This is a genomic window from Pseudomonas sp. LLC-1, assembly GCF_002992185.1.
Taxonomy (GTDB): Bacteria; Pseudomonadota; Gammaproteobacteria; order Pseudomonadales; family Pseudomonadaceae; genus Aquipseudomonas; species Aquipseudomonas monteilii.
The window spans coordinates 15,325-37,591 of sequence record NZ_LUVY01000005.1 but is presented as its reverse complement, the minus strand read 5'-3'; the positions used below and the strand labels follow the sequence as shown (position 1 = coordinate 37,591).

Here is a 22,267-nt window from a genome sequence, read left to right as displayed (position 1 = left end):
TCACCCCTGCCCGCTTGGGCGTCATCTTCGCTGAACTACTCTAGTGAGCATCACGGACGCGCGCCCTTGCATGGACGCGGCAAGCTGTTTCCAGGCTTGTCGCACGGGCAGAAAAAGGACCTTTGCATGACTTCATCTTCACCCCTCTACCGCTGGCATGGCACCGACGCCAACGGCACGCCGGTCAGTGGCCAAACACCCGGGCGCAGCCCGGCTTATGTGCGGGCCGGGCTGATTCGCCAGGGCATCACGGTGGCCAGTTTACGGCCGGCCAGCGGGCTGACGTTCAGTTTGCCGAAGCGGCGCGAGAAGGCCGACCCGGCGGGTTTCAGCCGGCAGTTGGCGACTTTGCTCAAGGCCGGCGTGCCGCTGCTGCAGGCGTTCGAGGTGATGGGGCGCAGTGGCTGCAATGCGGCGCAGGCGGCGTTGCTGGAGAGATTGAAACAGGATGTGGCCTCGGGCCTGGGGTTGGCGGATGCGTTGCAGCGCCACCCGGCATGGTTCGATGCGCTGTATTGCAACCTGGTGCGGGTGGGTGAGCAGTCTGGCACGCTCGATCGCCAGCTGGAGCAGCTGGCGGGCATGCTGGAACAGCGGCGGGCGCTGCACAAGAAGGTGCGCAAGGCGATGATCTACCCGCTGCTGCTGTTGCTGACCGGGCTGGGGGTGTCGGCGATTTTGTTGCTGGAGGTGATTCCGAAGTTCGAGAGCCTGTTTGCGGGTGTAGGGGCAGCCTTGCCGGCATTTACCCAGTGGGTGATCGACTTGTCCGCAGGGCTGAGTCGGTTTGCGCCGCTGTTGCTGGTGATGGCTGCGGTGTTAGGTTTTGCCGGGCGCCAGCTGTACCGGCAGCATGCGCCAGCGCGCCTGTGGCTATCTCGGCAGGTGCTGGGTTTGCCGGTGTTCGGCAAATTGCTGGGGCAGGCGGCGCTGGCGCGGTTTGCGCGTAGCCTGGCAACGTCCTATAGCGCCGGGGTGCCGTTGCTGGATGCGTTGGGCACGGTGGCCCGGGTAACCGGTGGCGATCTGCACGAGCAGGCGGTGTTGCGGCTGCGCCAGGGCATGGCCAATGGGCAGGGGCTGAACCAGGCGATGGCGGGTGAACCGCTGTTTCCACCGTTGCTGGTGCAGCTGACGGCCATCGGTGAATCCAGCGGCACGCTGGACCAGATGCTGGAAAAGGCCGCCAGCCATTACGAGGAACAGGTCAGCCAGGCGCTGGACCAGTTGACCAGCCTGCTGGAGCCGGCCATCGTGCTGATCCTGGGCCTGCTGGTCGGTGGCCTGGTGGTGGCGATGTACCTGCCGATCTTCCAGTTGGGTAGCTTGATCTGAACATGACTTTATGGACTTTGCTGGCAGAGCAGCCGGCGTACTTCCTCACCCTGGCCACGCTGCTCGGCCTGTTGGTGGGCAGTTTTCTGAATGTGCTGGTGTATCGGCTGCCGATCATGCTGGAGCGGCAATGGCAGCGTGAGGCACAAGAAGTGTTGGGGTTACCGGTTACGCAACACGAACGGTTCGACCTGTGCCTGCCCGCCTCCCGCTGCCCACATTGCGCGCATCAGATTCGCGCGTGGGAGAACATTCCGGTCATCAGTTACCTGGCATTGCGCGGGCGTTGCTCAGCCTGCAAAACCCGTATCAGCCCGCGCTACCCGGTGGTGGAAATCGCCAGCGCGCTGCTGTCGCTGGTGGTGGCGTGGCGCTTTGGCGCTTCGGTAGAGGCGTTGCTGGCACTGCCACTGACCTGGTGCCTGTTGGCCCTGAGCCTGATTGATGCAGAACATCAATTGCTGCCGGATGTGCTGGTGCTGCCGATGCTGTGGCTGGGGCTGATCGTCAATGCCTTCAACCTGTATGCCCCGCTTACCGACGCGCTGTGGGGCGCGGTGGCCGGGTACCTCAGCCTGTGGACGGTGTACTGGGTGTTCAAGCTGGTCACCGGCAAGGAAGGCATGGGTTATGGCGACTTCAAGCTGATGGCGCTGATCGGGGCCTGGGGTGGCTGGCAGGTGTTGCCGTTAACGCTGCTGCTGTCGTCGGTGGTGGGGGCGCTGGTTGGCCTGTGCCTGCTGCGTTTGCGCCGGCATGCCATGGGTACGGCGATGCCGTTCGGGCCTTATCTGGCGATTGCGGGGTGGATTGCCGTGCTCTGGGGTGATGAAATAGTCGCCTCTTACATGCAACTGCTTGGATACTGATGGCCACTGCAGCCTTTACCCCCTGGATTCTCGGCCTTACCGGCGGCATTGGTAGCGGCAAGAGCGCCGCTGCCGAGCACTTTGTCGAGCTTGGCGTGCACCTGGTCGATGCCGATCAGGCGGCGCGCTGGGTGGTCGAACCTGGCCGCCCAGCCTTGGCCAGCATCGTCGAACGCTTCGGCCCGGGTGTGCTGCAGGCCGACGGCCAGCTGGACCGCGCCGCCCTGCGCCAGCTGATCTTCGCAGACCCGGCGCAGCGCAAATGGCTGGAGCAACTGCTGCATCCGTTAATCGGGCAGGAGATTTTCAGCTACCTGGCCAAGGCCCAGTCGCCGTATGCGGTATATGTGTCGCCGCTGCTGATCGAGTCGGGGCAATACCATAAGACCCAGCGTGTGCTGGTGATCGATGCGCCGCAGGAACTGCAAGTGTCGCGTACCCTGGCGCGAGACAACACCAGTACCGAGCAGGTGCAGGCCATTTTGCAGGCCCAACTGGCCCGTGAGGATCGCCTGCGCCATGCCGATGACGTGGTGGTCAATGACGGCGACCTGGCCGCGCTGCATCAGCAGATTGACCGCCTGCACCACTTTTACCTGACTTTGAAAGGAGGCCAGCCATGAGCCAGCCATTGACCGTCGACTGCCCGACCTGTGGCGCACCTGTGGAATGGAACGAGAAAAGCGCGTTCCGGCCGTTTTGCTCGGACCGTTGCAAGCTGATCGACCTCGGGGCCTGGGCGGCTGAGGAACACAAGATTCCGGGGGCTGAAGAGTCTGAGGATGAGCTGTATTCGGGGGACCTGGAGCCTCGGCACTAAGCTGAACAGGCTCTCTTTCGGCCCACACAGATCGTGTGGGAGCGGCCTTGTGTCGCGATAGGGCCGCAAAGCGGCCCCAGATTTGATGCTAACTCAAAGAATGCCGGGGCTGCTTCGCAGCCCTATCGCGACACAAGGCCGCTCCCACAGAGACCGCGCCAGGTTTTGGATGTGCCGGCACAGCCGCCCCTATAATCACCGATCATCTTCCTTCCACGGCGCCTGCAAGTACCGCGTGCGGTTGAACGCTTCCAGCCACTCCGGGCAAAACACCACCAGCGCACTGATCACCATGCCGTTGATGAACGCCTCGGGGAACATCATCAACCACAGGTAGCCCACAAAGTCGCTGAGCCATTCCGGCATGGCAAAGCGCCCATCCAGCCACAACACCCCTAGCGCTGCAGGCACGCAAACAAGCACGGTGAGCGCCGCAGGAAAGAACCCCGAACAAAAAATATAAACGAACAGGTTTCGCGGCTGGGCACGCTCGACCACGATCGCGCACACCTCGGTAATCAGCACCGGCAAGCCAATCAGCAACAAGCCATTCACCCCCAGCGCCGCCAAATCCTGCCGCCCCAACGCCAGCAAACCGAGCTGGGCCATCAACCCACCCAGCACCGCCAGCGGCCAGTCCAGCAACAGGGTAACTGCCGTCATGCCGATGAAGTGGTACGACACCCCGGTGTCGAAATCACGCCTCACCAGCCACAACGCGAACAGGCAAAACACGGTGCCAAACAACAGATGCTGCCGGCGCCGGTCGGTGAACAGTTCAACCCAGCGCACCCGGCTGACAGCCCACACCAGCAACGGTACGTAACCCAGCCAGCCAAGGGTAAGGGTGGTACCGGACAACACCTGCGCGCTGATCACCTGAGCAATGCCCCTTGCGGCCATGTGGATAAACCCGAGTCTACACCCATTCTCCGTTTCCTTCGGCTGCGGTAGGCTGGCGCCCTCATTCGATGCAGGAAGCATTGGCCATGCCGGAAGGAATCAACCCCACCCTGCTGCTGGCAGCAGCACTCAACGCCATCATTGGCGTACTTCACCTGGCTGTGATCGCCGTTGGGCCACGCTGGTACCGTTTGTTCGGGGCCGGCGAACGTATGGCGGTGGCCGCCGAAAAGGGCCGCTGGTACCCGGCGCTGATCACCGCCGCCATCGCCTGCGTGTTGCTGGCCTGGTCGGCCTATGCACTGTCGGCTGCCGGGGCAATCGGGCGGCTGCCGTTGCTGCTGCCGGCCATCTGCCTCATCACCCTGGTGTACCTGCTGCGCGGCCTGCTGGGGCCCAGATTGCTGGCGGGCACCGGGCGTTCGCAGCGTTTTATCGTGGTCAGTTCACTGATCTGCCTGGGCTTCGGCCTGGTGCACCTGGTCGGGCTGGTGCAGCAGTGGCCGGTGCTGGGCTGATTCCCGCGCTTAAACAGCATCTTACCGTCATCGATTAGCGGCTAAGCTTGTCTGCATGGATGACTCAGACTACCTGCGCCTGCTTACCATCCAGGCCGAACAAGCCAATGCCTTTCTCTCCAACGCCCGCAAGTGGGAGCGGGAGCGTTGGGTGTGCCAGCGTCTGTTGCAGGGGTTGAACATTCCCTACCGCAGCGAGGACTTCACCCCGGCCGGCCAGGAGCCGCCAGACGTGCTGTTCCGCGATGCCGCGTTCGAGGTATTTTTCGTGCTCGACGAAGGCCGCCGGCTGAACGATGAATGGCGCGAAGAGCTGCAACGCCGGCGCAGTGCGTTTTCCCTGGCGCAGCTGGTACGCCGCGAAGCGCGCCCCCGGCGCATCAGTGCCACCGAGTTGCTGGGGCGCCTGGCACCGACCTTGCGTAAAAAGGCGCACAACTATCGGGAACGCGGGCTGGAGCTGAACGAGCTGGACATCATCGCCTTCGCCAGCCTCAAGCGCGAAGTGCTCGACCTCAACACCCACTTCCCGCCGCCTACCGAATACCTGCGCCAGGGCTGGCGCTCACTGTCGCTGGTGGGGCCGACCTTTGCCCGGGTGCTGTTCGCCCACCCAGACGCGCCAGACTTTTTGCGCGGCAACCTGGGCCGCAGCATCGTCTTCGACGTGGGCATCAGTCTTTGATCCAGTGCAGCGAATGTTTGCGATGGCGTACACTCGGCGCCAGGGATAGAAAGCATTATCATTTGTTTCAAGCGCTTGCGCGAACGCTGTAGCGTTTGCGCAGTCACAAACGTCTACCTGACGAGGCCCACCATGACCAGCCGCCTGAATCCGGAAGATCAGCGTCGTGTCGATGAGTATCTGCGAGCCCCCCAGCACCAAGTCGAGCGCAGGCCCTTCCGGCCGTGGCTGCTCCTTGTGCTGGTGGTGGCCGTGACCATCGGGTTGGGTCTCATCAGCCGCCTGCTGAGTGGACTGGTGCTATGAGCTGCTTCGCGCTCGCCCTCCCCTCGTGCAGTTTGCGGCCGGCCCCCAGGGCCACGAATTCCGTAAACCTTATGAGATATCCCCATGACTCATCGCATCGTGATTGTCGGCGGCGGCGCCGGCGGCCTGGAACTGGCGACCCGCCTGGGTAAAAGCCTGGGCAAGCGCAAGCAGGCCGAGATTACCTTGGTCGACGCCAACCTCACGCACATCTGGAAACCACTGCTGCACGAAGTGGCTGCCGGCTCGCTGAACTCCTCGGAAGACGAACTGAACTACGTGGCCCAGGCCAAGTGGAACCACTTCAACTTCCAACTGGGGCGCATGAGCGGCCTGGACCGTGAAGGCAAACAGATTCAACTGGCCGCCACCCTCGATGAAGAGGGCCGCGAGCTGCTACCTGCGCGCACCCTGGGCTACGACACCCTGGTCATTGCCGTGGGTTCCAACACCAACGACTTCGGCACCCTGGGCGCGGCGCAGCACTGCCTGTTCCTGGACACCCGCAAGCAGGCCGAGCGCTTCCACCAACAGCTGCTGAACCACTACCTGCGCGCCCATGCCGGCGATGTGGCCAGTGAAAAAATCAGCGTCGCCATCGTCGGCGCGGGTGCCACCGGTGTGGAACTGGCGGCCGAGCTGCACCACGCCGCACACGAACTGGCGGCCTATGGCCTGGACCGCATCCAGCCCAAGGATATGCACATCACCATCATCGAGGCAGGCCCGCGCGTGCTGCCGGCGCTGCCAGAGCGCATCAGCGTGCCGGTGCACAAGACCCTGGAAAAACTCGGCGTGAAGGTGATGACCAACGCTGCGGTCAGTGAAGTGACCGAGGACGGGTTGAAAACCAAGGACGGCGAAGTGATCCAGGCCAGCCTGAAGGTGTGGGCGGCGGGTATCCGTGCGCCGGGCTTCCTGAAAGACATCGACGGGCTGGAAACCAATCGCATCAACCAGCTGGTCGTGCGCCCTACCCTGCAAACCACCCGCGATGACAACATCTTCGCTTTCGGTGACTGCGCCGCTTGCCCGCAACCAGGCAGCGACCGCAGCGTGCCGCCACGGGCACAAGCCGCGCACCAGCAGGCTTCGATGCTGGCGCAAAGCCTTAAGGCGCGTCTGGAGAACAAGGCGCTGCCGACCTACGAGTACAAGGACTACGGCTCGCTGGTGTCGCTGTCACGCTTCTCGGCGGTGGGCAACCTGATGGGTAACCTGATGGGCAGCGTGAAGCTGGAAGGCTGGCTGGCGCGGATGTTCTACGTGTCGCTGTACCGCATGCACCAGATGGCGTTGTACGGGTTCTTCCGTACAGCGTTGATGATGCTGGGTAGCAAGATTGGCCGGGGTACCGAGCCGCGGCTGAAGCTGCACTGATTGAAAGCCAAGGGTCGCTGATGCGGCCCTTCTTTTTGCTCTTCTACCGGCTGTGGGTTCAGCACTTTTTGCAAGGCAAAGAAAAAGGGCATCTCTTTCGAGATGCCCTTTGTTCATGGTGGGTCGTGTAGGATTCGAACCTACGACCAATTGGTTAAAAGCCAACTGCTCTACCAACTGAGCTAACGACCCAAAAATGGTCGGGGTGAGGGGATTCGAACTCCTGACATCCTGCTCCCAAAGCAGGCGCGCTACCGGACTGCGCTACACCCCGGGTCTTTCAAAAAAAAGGGCATCTCTTTGAGATGCCCTTCTTTACATGGTGGGTCGTGTAGGATTCGAACCTACGACCAATTGGTTAAAAGCCAACTGCTCTACCAACTGAGCTAACGACCCGGAAAATGGTCGGGGTGAGGGGATTCGAACTCCTGACATCCTGCTCCCAAAGCAGGCGCGCTACCGGACTGCGCTACACCCCGAGATTGGCTCCGCGACCTGGACTCGAACCAGGGACCCAATGATTAACAGTCATTTGCTCTACCGACTGAGCTATCGCGGAACTGAACTTCGGTACAACTTACCGATTTGCTACTCCGAAGGCTGTGTTCGCTTCGGACTCTTTGGCTTCTTCGCTTTCGCGTTGTCGCTGCTGAGGCCGGCTATTCTACATTCTTCGTTTTGCTTGTCAACCACTTTTTTTCATTCAACTTACTGATTTGTAAGTTGTTTTGCGGTCACCTATGTTGCTGGTGATTCGCTTAGTGCCTGACAACGCGGCGTATATTAGGGGCACTCGGAAATTGATGCAAGCAAAAATTTCAAAAATTTCAGCAGGTTATCCAGATAGACTGAGAAAGCCCGGATTTGCTGGGCTGTGCCGGCCTCTTCGCAGGCACGCCCGCTCCCACAGGTACGGTGCAGCCCTTGAAATTTGCGCAGATCCTGTGGGAGCGGGCATGCCCGCGAAGAGGCCAGTGCAGGTAAACAAGCGAAAAAAAAGCCCCGCTAATGCGGGGCTCATGGTGAAGCAAATCAGCCGAAGACGATTTCGTCGCCCTCCACCTTGGCGGTGATCGCTGAGCCGGGCACGAACTTGCCAGCCAAGATCAGCTGCGCCAGCGGGTTTTCGATCCAGCGCTGGATGGCACGTTTCAGCGGCCGTGCGCCGTACACCGGGTCGTAACCCACGGCAATCAGCTTGTCCAACGCCTCCGGGCTCAGGCTCAGCGACAATTCGCGTTCCAGCAAGCGGCTGCGCAGGCGGCCCAGCTGGATTTCGGTAATGCCGGCAATCTGCTCGCGGCCCAGTGGTTCGAACACCACCACTTCGTCGATACGGTTGATGAACTCTGGGCGGAAGTGCGAACCCACCGCATCCATCACCGCTGCACGCTGTGCTTCGCGGTCGCCCACCAACTCCTGGATCTGCGCCGAGCCCAGGTTGGAGGTCATCACGATCACGGTGTTGCGGAAGTCCACGGTGCGCCCGTGGCTGTCGGTCAGGCGGCCGTCTTCCAGCACCTGCAACAGCACGTTGAACACATCCGGGTGGGCTTTCTCCACCTCATCCAGCAGCACCACCGAGTAAGGCTTGCGCCGTACCGCTTCGGTCAGGTAACCGCCCTCTTCGTAGCCGACGTAGCCTGGTGGTGCACCGATCAGGCGAGCCACGGAGTGTTTCTCCATGAACTCGGACATGTCGATACGCACCATGGCCTCTTCGGTGTCGAACAGGAACTCGGCCAGCGCCTTGCACAGTTCGGTCTTGCCCACACCGGTCGGGCCGAGGAACAGGAACGAGCCACTTGGCCGGTTAGGGTCGGACAGCCCGGCACGCGAGCGGCGCACGGCGTTGGCCACGGCGGTTACCGCCTCGCCCTGGCCAATCACGCGCTGGTGCAGCAGTTCTTCCATTTTCAGCAGCTTTTCACGCTCGCCTTCGAGCATCTTGGCCACCGGAATACCGGTCCACTTCGACACCACTTCGGCAATTTCTTCCTCGGTCACCTTGTTGCGCAGCAACTGGTTCTCGGTCTTGCCGTGCTGGTCGACCATCTGCAGGCTGCGCTCCAGGTCCGGGATTACCCCGTACTGCAGTTCGGCCATGCGGCTCAGGTCACCTTTGCGACGGGCGGTTTCCAGCTCTTGGCGGGCCTGCTCGATCTTTTGCTGGATCTGCGCCGAGCCCTGCACTTCGGCCTTTTCCGAAGCCCAGATTTCTTCCAGGTCGGAATACTCACGCTCCAGCCGCTCGATTTCCTCGGTCAGCTTCTCCAGGCGTTTTTTTGCCGCTTCGTCTTCTTCTTTCTTCAGTGCCTGCGATTCCACCTTCAACTGGATCAGGCGGCGATCAAGGCGGTCGAGCACTTCCGGCTTGGAGTCGATCTCCATGCGGATGCGGCTGGCGGCTTCGTCGATCAGGTCGATGGCCTTGTCGGGCAGCTGGCGATCAGTGATGTAGCGGTGGCTGAGCTTGGCCGCAGCGATAATGGCGCCGTCAGTGATGGCCACCTTGTGGTGCACTTCATAGCGCTCTTTCAGGCCACGCAGAATGGCGATGGTGTCTTCTTCACTCGGCTCTTCTACCAGCACCTTCTGGAAGCGGCGCTCCAGCGCAGCGTCCTTCTCGATGAACTGGCGGTACTCGTTAAGCGTGGTAGCGCCAACGCAGTGCAGTTCGCCACGGGCCAAGGCTGGCTTGAGCATGTTGCCGGCGTCCATGGCGCCCTCGCCTTTGCCGGCGCCGACCATGGTGTGCAGTTCGTCGATGAACAGGATGATCTGGCCTTCCTGCTTGGACAGCTCGTTCAGCAGGCCTTTCAAACGCTCTTCGAACTCGCCACGGTACTTGGCACCGGCAATCAGCGCGCCCATGTCCAGCGCCAGCAGGCGCTTGCCTTTGAGGCCGTCGGGCACTTCACCGTTGATGATGCGCTGGGCCAGGCCTTCGGCGATGGCGGTTTTACCCACGCCAGGCTCACCGATCAGCACCGGGTTGTTCTTGGTGCGACGTTGCAGTACCTGCACGGTACGGCGGATTTCATCGTCACGGCCAATCACCGGGTCCAGCTTGCCTTCTTCGGCACGCTTGGTCAGGTCGACGGTGTACTTGTCCAGCGCCTGACGCGACTCTTCGGCGTTGGCATCATTCACTGCCGCGCCGCCGCGCAGGTTGTTGATGGCATTTTCCAGGGCCTTCTTGGTCACGCCCTGGCTCAGCAGCAGTTTGCCGAGTTTGCTGTTCTCGTCCATGGCGGCCAACAACACCAGCTCGCTGGAAATGAACTGGTCGCCCTTCTGCTGGGCCAGGCGGTCGGCCTGGTTGAGCAGACGCGCCAGGTCCTGCGACATGTTCACGTCACCGGTGGGGTTCTGGATTTTCGGCAGCTGGTCGAGCTCTTTCACAAGCCCCTGGCGCAGGCTGTTGATGTCGAAGCCAACCTGCATCAGCAGGGGCTTGATGGAGCCGCCCTGCTGTTCGAGCAGCGCCTGCAGCAGGTGCACGGGCTCGATGGCGGGGTGGTCCATGCCAACGGCCAGGGATTGGGCATCGGATATTGCAAGTTGCAGCTTGCTGGTCAAACGGTCTATTCGCATGGTGTACCTTCCTTTAAAGGGCAGGTCGGAGCGATGGACAGCGCCTGTTTATGAAGAAACCTGCCTGAGATGACCTTATAGATAAGGCTGATTCTGGAAGATTCAAGCGTAGCGGGGTTGACCGGGGTCAACCTGTTGGATGAGTGATGGGGCCATTCGCGGGCATGCCCGCTCCCACAGGTACACTACCGGTACCAAAGTTGTGGAATCTCTGTGGGAGCGGGCGTGCCCGCGAAGAGGCCGGTACAGGCTAGCGAGGATCCAGCCAGACCAACGAGGCAAACCGCCCACCCTGCGGGGTACGGCGATAGGAGAAGAACCGCGCATCGCTGACCGTGCACAAGCCGCCGCCATACACAGCGGTCACCCCACGGGCGGCCAGGCGAATACGCGCCAGCTCGTAGATATCAGCCATCAGCTTGCCCGGCCGCTCACCCTCGACAAAAGCACGGGCCGCTTCCGGATGCACCGCCGTAAAGGCATCACGCACTTCCAGCCCTACTTCGAACGCCTGCGGGCCAATGGCCGGCCCCAACCACACCAGCACCTCTTCTGGCGGCAGCGCCAGACGGTCCAGCGTGGCTTCCAGCACGCCACCGGCCAACCCGCGCCAGCCCGCATGCGCTGCTGCCACGCGCGTCCCCGCCCGGTCGCAGAACAGCGCAGGCAGGCAATCGGCAGTCATCACGGTACAGGCAACGCCTGGCTGGTCGGTCCAGCTGGCGTCGGCCTCGGCCACCACGGCCGGGTCGGCATCCGCCACTACCAGCCCATGCACCTGCTTGAGCCAGGCTGGCTGGATGGCGAACGCGTCGCTCAGCCGGCGGCGGTTCTCGGCGACCGCCGCTGGGGCATCCCCTACGTGGTCGCCAAGGTTGAAGGTTTCGTAGGGCGGCAGGCTGACGCCGCCCTGACGGGTGGTGACACAGGCGCGAACCGAGGCCGGGGCCGGCCAGTCGGGAAACAACAGCGACTGCGTCAGGCCACTCATCCGATAAAGCTCTCGCGGTCTTCGTTCAGCAGCGTCAGCAACCAGAGGAAGTCATCCGGCAGTGGCGATTCCCACTTCATGACTTCACCGGTAATCGGGTGGGCCAAGGCGAGGAAACGCGCATGCAGAGCCTGACGCGGGAAGGTTTTCACCGCCTCGACCATGGTTGGGCTGGCAGCCGGCGGAATGCGGAAGCGCCCACCGTACGTCTGATCACCCACCAGCGGGAAGCCGACATGGGCCATGTGCACGCGAATCTGGTGAGTACGGCCGGTTTCCAGCTTGACCCGCACATGGGTGTGCGAGCGGAAGCGCTTGAGCACACGGTAGTGGCTGACCGCCGGCTTGCCGCCGTCGGTGACGGCCATGCGCTGGCGCATACCGCCGTGGCGGCCGATCGGGGCATCGATCTTGCCACCGGATGTCACCACGCCAATCACGATGCACTCATAGATGCGGCTGACCTTGCGGGCTTGCATCTGCTCAACCAGCTTGGTCTGCGCCTGCAAGGTCTTGGCAACCACCATCAGGCCCGTGGTGTCTTTGTCCAGGCGATGAACGATACCGGCACGCGGCACGTTGATGATGTCTGGCACGTGGTGCAGCAGCGCATTGAGCAGGGTACCGCTGGCATGGCCGGCGGCCGGGTGCACAACCAGGCCCGCAGGCTTGTTGATCACCAGGATGTGGTCGTCTTCGTAGACGATATCCAGCTCGATGTCTTCTGCGATCCACTCGCCCTGGGCCTCTTGCTCGGCCTCCAGAGCAAGCACAGAGCCACCATAAACGGTATCGCGAGGACGCACGACGGCGCCATCGACCGTCAGGCGGCCTTCTTTGATCCACGTAGTAAGCCGCGAACGCGAGTACTCGGCGAACAATTGGGCGGCGACCTGGTCGAGGCGTTGACCGCCCAGATCGGACGGTACCTCTGCGCTAAGTTGAATGATCTCGGACATGCTCGATTCGGCGGGCGCACAGCCTTTGGTTTCGGCTGCGAGCTTGTGGTTAAATACGGCTTCTTTTGTCCCGGGGTTGGCCGGGGCGCTCATCATAACAGGACGGCACCGCCCAAGACAGCGGCCGTCAAAGGGACGCAAGCCGCCATGCAAGTGAAACACCTGCTGCTGATCGCCATCCTCGGGCTTACCGCGGCCTGTTCCTCCAATAAAGAGGTCATTGACGAGAACCTCAGCGAAGCCGAGCTGTACCAGCAGGCGCAAGCTGACCTGGACAACTCCAGCTACACCAGCGCCGTGAACAAGCTCAAGGCCCTGGAATCGCGCTACCCGTTCGGCCGCTATGCCGACCAGGCGCAGCTCGAGCTGATCTACGCCAACTACAAGAACTCCGAGCCCGAGGCTGCCAAGTCGGCCGCAGAGCGCTTCATCCGCCTGCACCCGCAGCACCCGAACGTGGATTACGCCTACTACCTCAAGGGCCTGACCTCGTTCGACCAGGACCGTGGCCTGCTGGCGCGCTTCCTGCCGCTGGACATGACCAAGCGTGACCCGGGTGCCGCCCGCGACTCGTACAACGAGTTCGCCCAGCTGACCAGCCGCTTCCCCAACAGCCGCTACGCACCAGACGCCAAGCAGCGCATGATCTACCTGCGCAACCTGCTGGCCTCGTATGAAATCCACGTGGCCGACTACTACCTGAGCCGCCAGGCTTACGTGGCCGCTGCCAACCGTGGCCGCTACGTGGTCGAAAACTTCCAGGAAACCCCCTCGGTCGGTGACGGCCTGGCGGTGATGGTCGAGTCGTACCAGAAGATGCACCTGGACGAACTGGCCGCCAGCAGCCTGGAAACCCTCAAGCTCAACTACCCGGACCACCCGAGCCTGGTCGATGGCGAGTTCCAGCCCAAGCAGACCGAGTCTGACGGCCGTGGCTGGCTGTCCAAGGCCACCCTGGGCCTGATCGAAACCGACACCCCGCTGCCGCCGGGCGAAACCCGCGCCAACCAGGACGTGGTCAAGCAGTTCCAGGACGCGCGCGACGAGATGCCGCAAGAGCTGCTGCCGAAGGACGAGAACGGCGACCCGATCGTGCCGGAAGGCCCGAAAGAAGCCGAGAAAGACCGCTCCTGGTTCAGCTACATGACCTTTGGTCTGTTTGACTGACACACAGCGGTAAATGAAAGGGAGGCCTTGGGCCTCCCTTTTTTATTGGCCGCGTCCTAGACTGTCGGCTTCTTCAACCGACAAGCTGGACACCATGGTTCGCCTACTTTTCTGGATCGCCCTGATCGCCGCCGCGTTCTGGCTGTGGCGCAAGTTCAAAGTCAGCCAGCAGTCGCACCCCGAGGCGAAGCTGGATGCGCCGCTGAAGATGGTGCGCTGTGCCCATTGTGGCGTGCATTTGCCCAACGACCGGGCGCTGCAGCAGGGCAATGAGTGGTATTGCAGCCAGGCACACCTGCAACAAGGCCCTGGCCGCCAAGGCTGAGCCAGTATCACCTGAATCCCTTCGCGGGCATGCCCGCGAAGAGGCCTGTGAACCCAGCATCACTTATCCCTCCCCGACCCTTTCGCACCAATTACGACCCCTCCCCCCCGCCAGCATTGACCCATCCCGGTAAAATTCGCTAAATCCTATTTATCCGCATAAATATGAAAAATAGCGAAATGCTCAAACCCAAACGCAAGCGCCAGAAGCTGTCCGATGTGATCGTCGAATCGGTCAAGCGCTCGATCGTCACCGAAGCGCTGCACCCCGGTGACCGCCTGCCCACCGAGCGTGAGCTGATGGAGCATTTCGAGTGCTCCAAGGGCACCGCCCGCGAAGCGCTCAAGGCGCTGGAAGTCGAAGGCCTGGTCAGTACCCGTACCGGCCCGACCGGCGGCGCCTACCTCAATGAAGTAGGTACCGAGCCGGCCAGCCGCGCGCTGCGCAATTACCTGCACTTCCAGCACCTGGACGGCGAGCAGGTTTACCAGCTGCGCAAAGTCATCGAGGTCGAGCTGGCAGTGTCGGTGATGGGCAAGCTGAGCGAAGCCGACTACGCCGCGCTGCAGGCCAACATCGACTTCTGCAGCGCACCGGAAGACAGCGAGGAAGGCCAGCGCGAGCAGCGCCTGGCAGAGCTGGAGTTCCACACGCTGCTGGCCGACCGTTGCCCGAACCCGTTGCTGCGGTTCATGGCGGTGTTCCTCAACGACCTGCTGCGCGACCTGGTGGTGCTGAAAAAGGCCTACCTGCCCAAGCGCCAGCAGTTCGCCGCCGCCAACATCGACTACCACAAGCAACTGCTGACCGCCCTGCGCGCCAGCGACGAACCCGCTGTACGCCGGCTGATGCATGAACACATGTGCGACGCCGAGCACCACATGACCGCGCTGGAAGGCGAGGTTGCCCGCAACTTCCTGCTGGAGTTCGACCACCACCACTGATGCGCCTGGTAAGAGGCCTGTACACAGGCCCGGCCGTACCCGCTTTGTCATTGCCACTCCTGCCTAATAACCACAACCAAGGAGTTACTCATGCAAAGACGTACCCTGCTCAAGGCAGGCCTTGCCCTGGGTGCCTTAGGTAGCCTCCCCTTGGGAGCGCACCGGGCATTCGCCGACCAACCGCTGACCTTCTATGGGCTCAAGTCCATGTCGGGCGCCTTCGCCAGCTACGGCAAGTACGCCGACATGGGATCGCGCCTGGCCATCGCCGAGTACCCGCAGCTGCTCGGCCACCCGCTCAAGTACAAGGTCATCGACACCGAAGGCAACGCCGGCAAGGCGGTGCGCAAGGTACAGGAAGCCATCGGCCAGGATGGCGCACGCTTCTTCCAGGGCTGCACCCTGTCGTCTTCGGCACTGGCGGTGTCGAAGGAAATCCACAAGGCCGGCGGCGTGTTCATGACGCCCGTGGGCGCCGACGAAATCACCGGTAAAGACTGCAACGCCTCGACCTTTCGCTGGTCGGTACCCACCTACGGCGCCATCCGCGAAACCCTGGTGCCCATGATTCGCCAGCTGCCCCAGGCCAAGCGCTGGTACACCATCACCCCGCAATACGTGTTCGGCGATGCCCTGCTGGACAACGCCCGCAAGGTGTTTGCCGAGCTTGGCGTGGAACACATCGGCAACAGCTACCACTCGCTGCAGGAGCAAGAGTTCTCCGGCTACCTGACCAACGCCATCGCCGCCAAACCCGATGTGCTGGTGCTGCTCAACTTCGGCAGCCAGGCCTCCAACGCCCTGCGCCAGGCCGTCAACTTCGGCATCAAGGACCGCATGAAAGTGCTGATGGTGTGGTCTGCCGGCCTCGACCAGTTTCAGGAGCTGGGCAGCGACGTGCTCGAAGGCGTGTACCTGGGTGCCCAGTACTGGCACCAGGTCGATACACCGCTGAACAAGCAACTGGTTGCCGCCACCCGCAAGGCCTATGGCATCAACCCCAACTACCCGCTGGCTGCCGACTATATCGGCACCAAGGTCATGCTCGAAGCCATCGTCAAGGCCGGCAGCCTGGAGGGTGCCGCCGTGTCTGCGGCATTGCAGGGCATGCGCTTCCAGGGCCCGACCGGCGAAGAACTGATCCGCCCTGGCGACCATCAGGTACTCAAGGATTACTACCTGCTGCGCGGCAAGCCTCAGGGGCAGATGCGCGACGAGGACGACCTGGCCGAAGTCATCAGCTCGGGCCGTTCGTTCGTCGAGGTCGACCACACCGGTTGCGCCCTGGCCTGAAGCCGCGGCGTTAGTCACACACACTCGTACAGGCAGCCGCACCGCGCGCTGTCGAGGGCACGCTCATGCTCGATTTGTACCTGTTCCAACTGCTCAACGGCCTGGGCCTGGGGATGATCTACTTCCTCATCGCCGTGGGCCTGACGATCATTTTTGGCCTGCTCAACTTCGTCAACTTCGCCCACGGCGCGTTCTTCTTGCTGGGCGCCTACCTGTGCTACACCGCCGTGGCCATCACCGGCAACTTCTGGCTGGCACTGCTGATTGCACCGCTGGTGGTGGCCGCCCTGGCCTGGGCGGTCGAACGCCTGTTGATCAAGCGCATCTACCACCTGCCGCACACCTTCCAGATCCTCGTCACCCTCGGCATCGCGCTGATCATCCAGGAAGCCTCGGTGCTGATCTGGGGCCCGGTGGGCAAGAACATTGCGGTACCGCCCGAACTGCGCGGGGTGCTGATCCTCGGTGACTTTATCTACCCCTACTACCGCCTGTTCCTGATCGGTTTCGCCGCGCTGATCGGCCTTGGCCTGTGGCTGCTGCTGGAGCGCACCCGCTTCGGCGCACTGGTGCGGGCCGGTAGCGAAAGCACCGAGACCGTGTCGCTGCTGGGCACCAACATTTTCCGCCTGTTTTCCCTGACCTTCGCCCTGGGCGTGGGCCTGGCCGGCGTGGCGGGTGTGCTGTTCGCCCCGCTACGGGGTGCGCAACCCTTCGTCGGCCCGGAAATCCTCGGCATTGCCTTCGTGGTGGTGGTGATCGGCGGCATGGGCTCGTTCGGCGGTGCGCTGGTTGGCGGCCTGCTGGTAGGTGTGGTGCAAAGCATGATGACCAGCCTCTGGCCGCAGGGCGCCAGCCTGATGATCTACGGCGCCATGGCCGCCGTGATTCTGGTCCGTCCCTATGGCCTGTTCGGGAGAGCCTGAGATGAGCGAGAAAAACCCATTGCCAGTCGCCAAGGGCCGCGCCCCGGCGCTGCTGTTGCTGGTGGTTGCCAGCCTGGTGGCGCTGCCACTGCTGCTGCCGTCGGCCACCCTGGCCACCGAGATCCTGATCTTTGCCCTGGCCGCGCTGGCCTGCAACCTGCTGCTCGGCTACACCGGCCTGTTGTCGTTCGGCCAGGGCATCTTCTTTGGCGTGGGTGCCTATGGCGCGGCGCTGCTGATGATCCACCTGCAGTGGGGCATGTTCGCCGCGCTGTTGGGGGCTGCCGTGTTTGGCGCCTTCCTGGCATTGCTGGTGGGCGCACTGGCGATTCGCCGCACCGGCATCTACTTCGTCATGCTGACCCTGGCCTTCAGCCAGATGGCCTACTTCCTGGCCTACACCCTCAGCGGCTGGACCGGCGGTGACAACGGCCTGCTCGATGTGCCCCGGCCGAACATCGAAATCGCCGGCCATGTGCTGGTCGATCTGGCCGACCCGCGGCACTTCTATGTGTTTGTCGCGGTGCTGTTCCTGTTGATCTTCGCCGCAGCCCTGCGGGTCATCCGCTCGCCGTTCGGCAGCACCCTGCTGGCCATCCGCGAGAACGAAACCCGCGCCGCCGCCATCGGCTACGACACCCGCCACTTCAAGATCCTGGTGTTCATGCTGTCGGGCGCCATCACCGGTATCGCCGGGGCGCTGTACGCCATGCTGCTGCACTTTGCACCGCTGTCGAACATCGACCTGATGATGAGCGAGAACATCCTGATCATGACCATCGTCGGCGGCACCGGCTCGCTGTTCGGCTCGCTGCTGGGGGCTGGCGCCATCGTGCTGCTGGGCGACGTGCTGTCGGAACTGTGGCCACGCTGGCTGATGCTGCTGGGCGTGATCCTGATTCTGGTGGTGGTGTTCATGCGTGGTGGCCTGTGGGGTGGCCTGGCCGAACTGGGCAAACGCCTGCTGGCCACCCGCAACGCCAACGACAAACCCCAGGCCAAGACCAAGGAGACCCTGTGATGAGCGACTACCTCCTGGAAACCCGTCAGCTGGAGCTGGCCTACGGGCCGTTCAAGGCGGTTGCGGGCGTTGACCTGAAAGTGCGCGCCGGCACCATCCACACCATCATCGGCCCCAACGGCGCCGGCAAGACCAGCCTGTTCCACTGCCTGACCGGCGAACGCCAGGCCACCGCTGGCAAGATCCTGTTCAACGGCCAGGACATCATCCGCAAGCCATCCCACGGGCGGGTGGCGCTGGGCATGGCCCGTTCGTTCCAGCTCACCAGCCTGTTCCAGAACCTGTCCGTGCGCGAAAACCTGCGCCTGGCCGCCCAAGGCCGTGATGGCCTGGGCGCGCTCAACTTCTGGCGCAGTGTCGAGCACAAGCGCAGCCACTGGAACACCGCCGACCAGGTGCTGGAGCGCCTGAAACTGAGCGCCCGCGCCGAAACCCTGGCCGGTGAGCTGTCGCACGGCCAGCAACGGGTACTGGAAGTGGGCATGTCGATCTGCGCCAGGCCCACCCTGCTGATGCTCGACGAGCCCACCTCGGGCATGGGTATCGACGACATCCCGGTAATGACCGACCTGATCAGCGACCTTGGCCGCGACCATACCGTGCTGCTGATCGAGCACAACATGAGCATCGTCATGTCGATCAGCCAGCGCATCACGGTGATGAGCCACGGCCAGATTCTGGTCGAGGGTACCCCTGAACAGGTGCGCAACGACGAGCGCGTACGCACCGCTTACCTTGGAGAGGCCGCCTGATGCTCAACGTCGATTCGATCCACGCCTACTACGACAAGAGCCATGTGCTCGAAGGGGTTTCGCTCAAGGTCGAGGCCGGTGAGCTGGTAACCCTGCTTGGGCGCAACGGTGCGGGCAAGACCACCACCTTGCGCAGCATCCTCGGCATCGTCCGCCCACGGCAGGGGCAGATCAGCTTCAACGGCCAGCCGCTGGTGGGCCGCGAAATTTTCGATATCGCCCGGCTCGGCATTGCCCTGGTGCCCGAGCACCGCGGCATCTTCCGCCAGCTCAGCGTCGAGGAAAACCTGAAAATTGCCGTGCGCAAAACCAGCCGTTGGCAGCTGGAAGACGTTTACAGCATGTTCCCACGGCTCAAGGAGCGGCGCCGCAATGGTGGTTTCGCGCTGTCCGGTGGCGAGCAACAGATGCTGGCCATCGCCCGCGCCCTGCTCAACGGCCCCAAGCTGCTGATTCTCGATGAACCCACCGAAGGCCTGGCCCCAGTGATTGTCGACGAGCTGGTGAAGATCCTGCGGCGCATCAAGGACGAGGGCCTGTCGATCCTGCTGGTGGAACAGAACCTGATGGTCTGCGATGCCCTTGCCGACCGCCATTACGTGCTGGAGCAAGGCCGGGTCGCCTACCAAGGCAGCGCGGCGCAGTTCCGTGAGGACCCGAGCATCAAAAACCGTTACCTGGCCCTGAGCGCCTGAAAGGAGAACGCCCATGAACACCCGCATCGATCCCTCACAGCACGTGCTCGGCCAAGGCTCGCAGGTCAACCGCGAGCGCCTGTGGCAATCGCTGATGGACCTGGCCCTGCTCGGCGCCACCGCCAAGGGTGGCGTATGCCGCCTGGCGCTGACCGACCTCGACCGCCAGGCCCGCGACCTGTTCGTGCGCTGGTGCGAAGAAGCCGGCTGCACCGTCAGCATCGACGCCATCGGCAACATCTTCGCCCGCCGCCCCGGCCGCAACCCTGCCCTGCCCCCCGTGATGACCGGCAGCCACATCGACACCCAACCCACCGGTGGCAAGTTCGATGGCTGCTATGGCGTCATGGCTGGCCTCGAAGTGATCCGCACCCTGAACGATCTCGACCTGACCACCGAAGCGCCCTTGGAAGTGGTGGTGTGGACCAACGAAGAAGGCTCGCGCTTCCCGCCCTGCATGATGGGCTCGGGTGTGTTCGCCGGTAAGTTCGGCCTGCAGGAAACCCTCGAAAAGGTCGACGACCAGGGCCTGTCGGTCGGCGCCGAGCTGCAGCGCATTGGGTACGCCGGCCCGCGTGTGCCCACCGGGCATGCCGTCGGTGCCTACTTCGAAGCGCATATCGAGCAGGGGCCGGTGCTGGAGGACCAGCGCACCACCATTGGTGTTGTCCAGGGCTGCCTGGGCCAGAAATGGTTCGACCTGGTGCTGACCGGTGTCGAGGCCCATGCCGGCCCCACCCCGATGCACCTGCGCAAGGACGCCCTGGTGGGTGCGGCCGAGGTGGTGGCTGCGGTCAACCGCGTGGCCCACGCCCACCAGCCGCATGCCTGCGGCACGGTCGGCTGCCTGACCCTGCACCCAGGCTCGCGCAACGTCATCCCCGGCCAGGTACACATGACCATCGACTTGCGCCACCTCGACCCCGAGCACCTCGCTGGCATGGTGAACGAAGTACGCACGGCCATCGAAAGCAGCACGGCCAGGCACGGGCTGAGCTACCAGCTGACCCCGACCGCCGACTTCCCGCCACTGTATTTCGCCGAGCAGTGCGTGGACGCCGTGCGCCAGGGCGCACGCACGCTGGGCCTGAGCCATATGGAAATCGTCAGTGGCGCCGGCCACGATGCCATCTTCCTCGCCGAGCTGGGCCCGGCCGGGATGATCTTCGTGCCATGCGAGGGTGGCATCAGCCACAACGAAATCGAAAATGCCGCGCCGCAAGACCTGGCCGACGGCTGTGACGTCCTGCTGCGTGCCATGTTCCAAGCCGCCAACCCGGGAGCCCGTTGAGATGACCCAGAAAACCGCGTTGGGTGAGTTCACCGCTGTCGAATTGCTCGAACTGTACCAGCGCCGTCAGCTGTCGCCGGTCGAGGTGGTCGACGACGTGCTGACGCGCATCGACCTGCACAACCCGGCGGTCAACGCCTTCTGCCATGTCGACGGTGAAGGTGCTCGCGCCGCCGCCCGCGCCAGCGAGCAGCGCTGGCAACGGGGCGAGCCCTGTGGCCGGCTGGATGGCGTACCCGCCTCGATCAAAGACCTGACCCTGACCCGTGGCATGCCCACCCGCAAGGGGTCACGCACCACCTCCGGGGCCGGGCCGTGGGACGTCGATGCTCCCTTCACCGCGTTCATGCGTGAAGCTGGCGCAGTGCTGGTGGGCAAGACCACCACGCCGGAGTTCGGCTGGAAGGGGGTGACGGACAACCCGCTGTACGGCATCACCCGCAACCCCTGGGATACCAGGCTGACTGCCGGAGGCTCGTCGGGGGGGGCTGCGGCCGCCGCTGCACTGAACCTGGGGGTGCTGCACCAGGGTAGCGATGCCGGGGGCTCAATTCGTATCCCGTGTGCCTTTACCGGCACCTTCGGCATCAAACCGACCTTCGGCTATGTGCCGCAATGGCCGGCCAGCGCCATGACCGTGCTGTCGCACCTGGGGCCGATGACGCGTACCGTAGACGACGCGGTACTGATGCTCGACTGCGTCGCCCGCCCCGATGCCCGTGACGGGCTGGCTGGTGCGCCACGGCAGGCGCCGTGGATGGGCCAGCAGCAAGACCTGAGCGGCCTGCGCATTGCCTACAGTGCCAACTTCGGTTACGTGCAGGTCGACCCGCAAATCCAGGCACTGGTAGCGCAAGCAGTGCAGCGCCTGGCACGGCTGGGCGCGCAGGTGGAAGAGGTGGACCCGGGGTTCAGCGACCCGCTGGAAACCTTCAATACCCTGTGGTTTGCCGGGGCGGCGCGGTTGGCCAGTGCCTTGAGCGATGAACAGCGAGCGTTGCTTGACCCCGGGCTACGCTGGATTGCCGAGCAAGGCGCCAGGATCGGCCTTGGCGAATATACCCAGGCGCTGGAAGCACGGGCAGCGCTGATTGCGCAGATGAATGCCTTCCACCAGCGCTATGACGTGCTGGTATCGCCGATGCTGCCGCTGGTGGCATTCGAAGCCGGGCACAACGTGCCGCCTGGGTCGGGGATGGCGCAGTGGATGGAGTGGACGCCGTTCAGCTACCCGTTCAACCTCACACAGCAGCCAGCGGCTTCGGTGCCTTGCGGGTTCACTCGCGAGGGGTTACCGGTGGGGCTGCAGGTGGTAGCCGGGCGCTTTGCCGATGAGCAGGTGCTGCGGGTGTGCAAGGTGTATGAACAGCATTACCCGAGCCGGCACCTGCAGGCACCGATAACCGGCTGAAATCGCTAACTGTGCCCTCCCTGTGGGAGCGGCCTTGTGTCGCGAAAGGGCCGCAAAGCGGCCCCGGCAATTCCAGCTG

At 63.2% G+C, this 22,267-nt stretch carries 22 protein-coding genes and 5 tRNA genes; 18 read left to right on the top strand and 9 right to left on the bottom strand.

Annotation, left to right across the window (positions count from 1 at the left end; all coding sequences use genetic code 11):
- Positions 1 to 126 precede the first annotated feature (126 nt).
- The 4 genes from A0O30_RS03230 to yacG are packed head-to-tail and all read left to right on the top strand — an operon-like array spanning position 127 to position 3,024.
- On the top strand, positions 127 to 1,335 hold the full coding sequence (locus A0O30_RS03230) for a type II secretion system F family protein (protein WP_105945555.1): 1,209 nt from the start codon (positions 127 to 129) through the stop codon (positions 1,333 to 1,335).
- Between the two features lie 2 nt (positions 1,336 to 1,337).
- Positions 1,338 to 2,204: an A24 family peptidase gene (locus tag A0O30_RS03225; protein WP_105945554.1), complete on the top strand. Its 867-nt coding sequence runs from the start codon at positions 1,338 to 1,340 to the stop codon at positions 2,202 to 2,204.
- Positions 2,204 to 2,827 (top strand): dephospho-CoA kinase, encoded by a 624-nt coding sequence (gene coaE / locus A0O30_RS03220; protein ID WP_105945553.1) that lies wholly within the window; start codon positions 2,204 to 2,206, stop codon positions 2,825 to 2,827. Before A0O30_RS03225 ends, coaE begins: the two co-directional genes overlap by 1 nt.
- Positions 2,824 to 3,024, top strand: coding sequence for a DNA gyrase inhibitor YacG (gene yacG / locus A0O30_RS03215; protein ID WP_016484797.1), 201 nt, complete (start codon positions 2,824 to 2,826; stop codon positions 3,022 to 3,024). Before coaE ends, yacG begins: the two co-directional genes overlap by 4 nt.
- A gap of 195 nt (positions 3,025 to 3,219) precedes the next feature.
- Here yacG and A0O30_RS03210 read toward each other — a convergent pair whose 3' ends face one another.
- Entirely contained in the window at positions 3,220 to 3,927 is a 708-nt protein-coding gene (locus A0O30_RS03210) for an energy-coupling factor ABC transporter permease (RefSeq protein WP_105945552.1), read from the bottom strand.
- Between the two features lie 86 nt (positions 3,928 to 4,013).
- Between A0O30_RS03210 and A0O30_RS03205 the strand changes: the two genes are divergently transcribed.
- From A0O30_RS03205 to A0O30_RS03190, 4 genes are all read left to right on the top strand, one after another.
- A complete protein-coding gene (locus tag A0O30_RS03205) occupies positions 4,014 to 4,445 on the top strand; it encodes a hypothetical protein (RefSeq protein WP_105945633.1) in 432 nt (143 codons plus the stop codon).
- 55 nt (positions 4,446 to 4,500) lie between these two features.
- A complete protein-coding gene (locus A0O30_RS03200) occupies positions 4,501 to 5,130 on the top strand; it encodes a DUF1780 domain-containing protein (protein WP_013970766.1) in 630 nt (209 codons plus the stop codon).
- 132 nt (positions 5,131 to 5,262) lie between these two features.
- Complete coding sequence (locus A0O30_RS03195; RefSeq protein WP_013970765.1) at positions 5,263 to 5,436, top strand: DUF3094 family protein; 174 nt, start codon at positions 5,263 to 5,265, stop codon at positions 5,434 to 5,436.
- Positions 5,437 to 5,520: 84 nt separating this feature from the next.
- Positions 5,521 to 6,816, top strand: a complete 1,296-nt coding sequence (locus A0O30_RS03190; RefSeq protein ID WP_105945551.1) for an NAD(P)/FAD-dependent oxidoreductase — start codon at positions 5,521 to 5,523, stop codon at positions 6,814 to 6,816.
- 116 nt (positions 6,817 to 6,932) lie between these two features.
- On the opposite strand, the gene A0O30_RS03185 is transcribed toward A0O30_RS03190, so the two are convergent.
- The 8 genes from A0O30_RS03185 to rluD all read right to left on the bottom strand — a co-directional run bounded on the left by A0O30_RS03185 (position 6,933) and on the right by rluD (position 12,363).
- Positions 6,933 to 7,008, bottom strand: a tRNA-Lys gene (locus A0O30_RS03185).
- Between the two features lie 5 nt (positions 7,009 to 7,013).
- Positions 7,014 to 7,090 (bottom strand) — tRNA-Pro (locus A0O30_RS03180).
- Positions 7,091 to 7,136: 46 nt separating this feature from the next.
- Positions 7,137 to 7,212 (bottom strand) — tRNA-Lys (locus A0O30_RS03175).
- A gap of 6 nt (positions 7,213 to 7,218) precedes the next feature.
- A tRNA-Pro gene (locus A0O30_RS03170) sits at positions 7,219 to 7,295 on the bottom strand.
- Positions 7,296 to 7,299: 4 nt separating this feature from the next.
- Positions 7,300 to 7,375 (bottom strand) — tRNA-Asn (locus A0O30_RS03165).
- A 473-nt stretch (positions 7,376 to 7,848) separates the two neighbouring features.
- Positions 7,849 to 10,413, bottom strand: a complete 2,565-nt coding sequence (clpB, locus tag A0O30_RS03155) for an ATP-dependent chaperone ClpB (RefSeq protein ID WP_105945549.1) — start codon at positions 10,411 to 10,413, stop codon at positions 7,849 to 7,851.
- A 250-nt stretch (positions 10,414 to 10,663) separates the two neighbouring features.
- Positions 10,664 to 11,404 (bottom strand): peptidoglycan editing factor PgeF, encoded by a 741-nt coding sequence (gene pgeF / locus A0O30_RS03150; protein ID WP_105945548.1) that lies wholly within the window; start codon positions 11,402 to 11,404, stop codon positions 10,664 to 10,666.
- Positions 11,401 to 12,363, bottom strand: coding sequence for a 23S rRNA pseudouridine(1911/1915/1917) synthase RluD (gene rluD, locus A0O30_RS03145; protein ID WP_026020366.1), 963 nt, complete (start codon positions 12,361 to 12,363; stop codon positions 11,401 to 11,403). The genes pgeF and rluD overlap by 4 nt, the downstream gene beginning before the upstream one ends.
- A gap of 147 nt (positions 12,364 to 12,510) precedes the next feature.
- Between rluD and A0O30_RS03140 the strand changes: the two genes are divergently transcribed.
- The 10 genes from A0O30_RS03140 to A0O30_RS03095 all read left to right on the top strand — a co-directional run bounded on the left by A0O30_RS03140 (position 12,511) and on the right by A0O30_RS03095 (position 22,188).
- A complete protein-coding gene (locus A0O30_RS03140) occupies positions 12,511 to 13,530 on the top strand; it encodes an outer membrane protein assembly factor BamD (RefSeq protein ID WP_016713393.1) in 1,020 nt (339 codons plus the stop codon).
- A gap of 94 nt (positions 13,531 to 13,624) precedes the next feature.
- Positions 13,625 to 13,855 carry a PP0621 family protein gene (locus tag A0O30_RS03135; protein ID WP_016713394.1) on the top strand — a complete coding sequence of 77 codons (231 nt, stop codon included), beginning with the start codon at positions 13,625 to 13,627 and terminating at the stop codon, positions 13,853 to 13,855.
- Between the two features lie 179 nt (positions 13,856 to 14,034).
- Positions 14,035 to 14,799 (top strand): FadR/GntR family transcriptional regulator, encoded by a 765-nt coding sequence (locus tag A0O30_RS03130; protein WP_003247561.1) that lies wholly within the window; start codon positions 14,035 to 14,037, stop codon positions 14,797 to 14,799.
- Between the two features lie 90 nt (positions 14,800 to 14,889).
- A complete protein-coding gene (locus A0O30_RS03125) occupies positions 14,890 to 16,092 on the top strand; it encodes an ABC transporter substrate-binding protein (protein WP_105945547.1) in 1,203 nt (400 codons plus the stop codon).
- A 65-nt stretch (positions 16,093 to 16,157) separates the two neighbouring features.
- Positions 16,158 to 17,018, top strand: coding sequence for a branched-chain amino acid ABC transporter permease (locus tag A0O30_RS03120; RefSeq protein ID WP_016713397.1), 861 nt, complete (start codon positions 16,158 to 16,160; stop codon positions 17,016 to 17,018).
- Between the two features lies 1 nt (position 17,019).
- Entirely contained in the window at positions 17,020 to 18,039 is a 1,020-nt protein-coding gene (locus tag A0O30_RS03115) for a branched-chain amino acid ABC transporter permease (protein WP_025754951.1), read from the top strand.
- A complete protein-coding gene (locus A0O30_RS03110; protein ID WP_060501394.1) occupies positions 18,039 to 18,791 on the top strand; it encodes an ABC transporter ATP-binding protein in 753 nt (250 codons plus the stop codon). Before A0O30_RS03115 ends, A0O30_RS03110 begins: the two co-directional genes overlap by 1 nt.
- Positions 18,791 to 19,486: an ABC transporter ATP-binding protein gene (locus A0O30_RS03105; protein WP_016713401.1), complete on the top strand. Its 696-nt coding sequence runs from the start codon at positions 18,791 to 18,793 to the stop codon at positions 19,484 to 19,486. Before A0O30_RS03110 ends, A0O30_RS03105 begins: the two co-directional genes overlap by 1 nt.
- A gap of 13 nt (positions 19,487 to 19,499) precedes the next feature.
- Positions 19,500 to 20,777 (top strand): Zn-dependent hydrolase, encoded by a 1,278-nt coding sequence (locus tag A0O30_RS03100; RefSeq protein WP_105945546.1) that lies wholly within the window; start codon positions 19,500 to 19,502, stop codon positions 20,775 to 20,777.
- A gap of 1 nt (position 20,778) precedes the next feature.
- On the top strand, positions 20,779 to 22,188 hold the full coding sequence (locus tag A0O30_RS03095) for an amidase (protein ID WP_105945545.1): 1,410 nt from the start codon (positions 20,779 to 20,781) through the stop codon (positions 22,186 to 22,188).
- The last annotated feature ends 79 nt before the right edge of the window (positions 22,189 to 22,267 follow it).

Excerpts from the sequence above, each read along its gene's own strand:
- A0O30_RS03140 (WP_016713393.1), top strand. The coding sequence starts at position 12,511 with ATGCAAGTGAAACACCTGCTGCTGATCGCCATCCTCGGGCTTACCGCG.
- A0O30_RS03230 (WP_105945555.1), top strand. The coding sequence starts at position 127 with ATGACTTCATCTTCACCCCTCTACCGCTGGCATGGCACCGACGCCAAC.
- coaE (WP_105945553.1), top strand. The coding sequence starts at position 2,204 with ATGGCCACTGCAGCCTTTACCCCCTGGATTCTCGGCCTTACCGGCGGC.
- A0O30_RS03115 (WP_025754951.1), top strand. The coding sequence starts at position 17,020 with ATGAGCGAGAAAAACCCATTGCCAGTCGCCAAGGGCCGCGCCCCGGCG.
- A0O30_RS03210 (WP_105945552.1), bottom strand. The coding sequence starts at position 3,927 with ATGGCCGCAAGGGGCATTGCTCAGGTGATCAGCGCGCAGGTGTTGTCC.
- A0O30_RS03100 (WP_105945546.1), top strand. The coding sequence starts at position 19,500 with ATGAACACCCGCATCGATCCCTCACAGCACGTGCTCGGCCAAGGCTCG.
- A0O30_RS03105 (WP_016713401.1), top strand. The coding sequence starts at position 18,791 with ATGCTCAACGTCGATTCGATCCACGCCTACTACGACAAGAGCCATGTG.
- A0O30_RS03225 (WP_105945554.1), top strand. The coding sequence starts at position 1,338 with ATGACTTTATGGACTTTGCTGGCAGAGCAGCCGGCGTACTTCCTCACC.
- yacG (WP_016484797.1), top strand. The coding sequence starts at position 2,824 with ATGAGCCAGCCATTGACCGTCGACTGCCCGACCTGTGGCGCACCTGTG.
- pgeF (WP_105945548.1), bottom strand. The coding sequence starts at position 11,404 with ATGAGTGGCCTGACGCAGTCGCTGTTGTTTCCCGACTGGCCGGCCCCG.
- A0O30_RS03110 (WP_060501394.1), top strand. The coding sequence starts at position 18,039 with ATGAGCGACTACCTCCTGGAAACCCGTCAGCTGGAGCTGGCCTACGGG.
- A0O30_RS03135 (WP_016713394.1), top strand. The coding sequence starts at position 13,625 with ATGGTTCGCCTACTTTTCTGGATCGCCCTGATCGCCGCCGCGTTCTGG.
- A0O30_RS03095 (WP_105945545.1), top strand. The coding sequence starts at position 20,779 with ATGACCCAGAAAACCGCGTTGGGTGAGTTCACCGCTGTCGAATTGCTC.
- rluD (WP_026020366.1), bottom strand. The coding sequence starts at position 12,363 with ATGTCCGAGATCATTCAACTTAGCGCAGAGGTACCGTCCGATCTGGGC.
- A0O30_RS03120 (WP_016713397.1), top strand. The coding sequence starts at position 16,158 with ATGCTCGATTTGTACCTGTTCCAACTGCTCAACGGCCTGGGCCTGGGG.
- A0O30_RS03190 (WP_105945551.1), top strand. The coding sequence starts at position 5,521 with ATGACTCATCGCATCGTGATTGTCGGCGGCGGCGCCGGCGGCCTGGAA.
- A0O30_RS03205 (WP_105945633.1), top strand. The coding sequence starts at position 4,014 with ATGCCGGAAGGAATCAACCCCACCCTGCTGCTGGCAGCAGCACTCAAC.
- clpB (WP_105945549.1), bottom strand. The coding sequence starts at position 10,413 with ATGCGAATAGACCGTTTGACCAGCAAGCTGCAACTTGCAATATCCGAT.
- A0O30_RS03130 (WP_003247561.1), top strand. The coding sequence starts at position 14,035 with ATGCTCAAACCCAAACGCAAGCGCCAGAAGCTGTCCGATGTGATCGTC.
- A0O30_RS03125 (WP_105945547.1), top strand. The coding sequence starts at position 14,890 with ATGCAAAGACGTACCCTGCTCAAGGCAGGCCTTGCCCTGGGTGCCTTA.
- A0O30_RS03195 (WP_013970765.1), top strand. The coding sequence starts at position 5,263 with ATGACCAGCCGCCTGAATCCGGAAGATCAGCGTCGTGTCGATGAGTAT.
- A0O30_RS03200 (WP_013970766.1), top strand. The coding sequence starts at position 4,501 with ATGGATGACTCAGACTACCTGCGCCTGCTTACCATCCAGGCCGAACAA.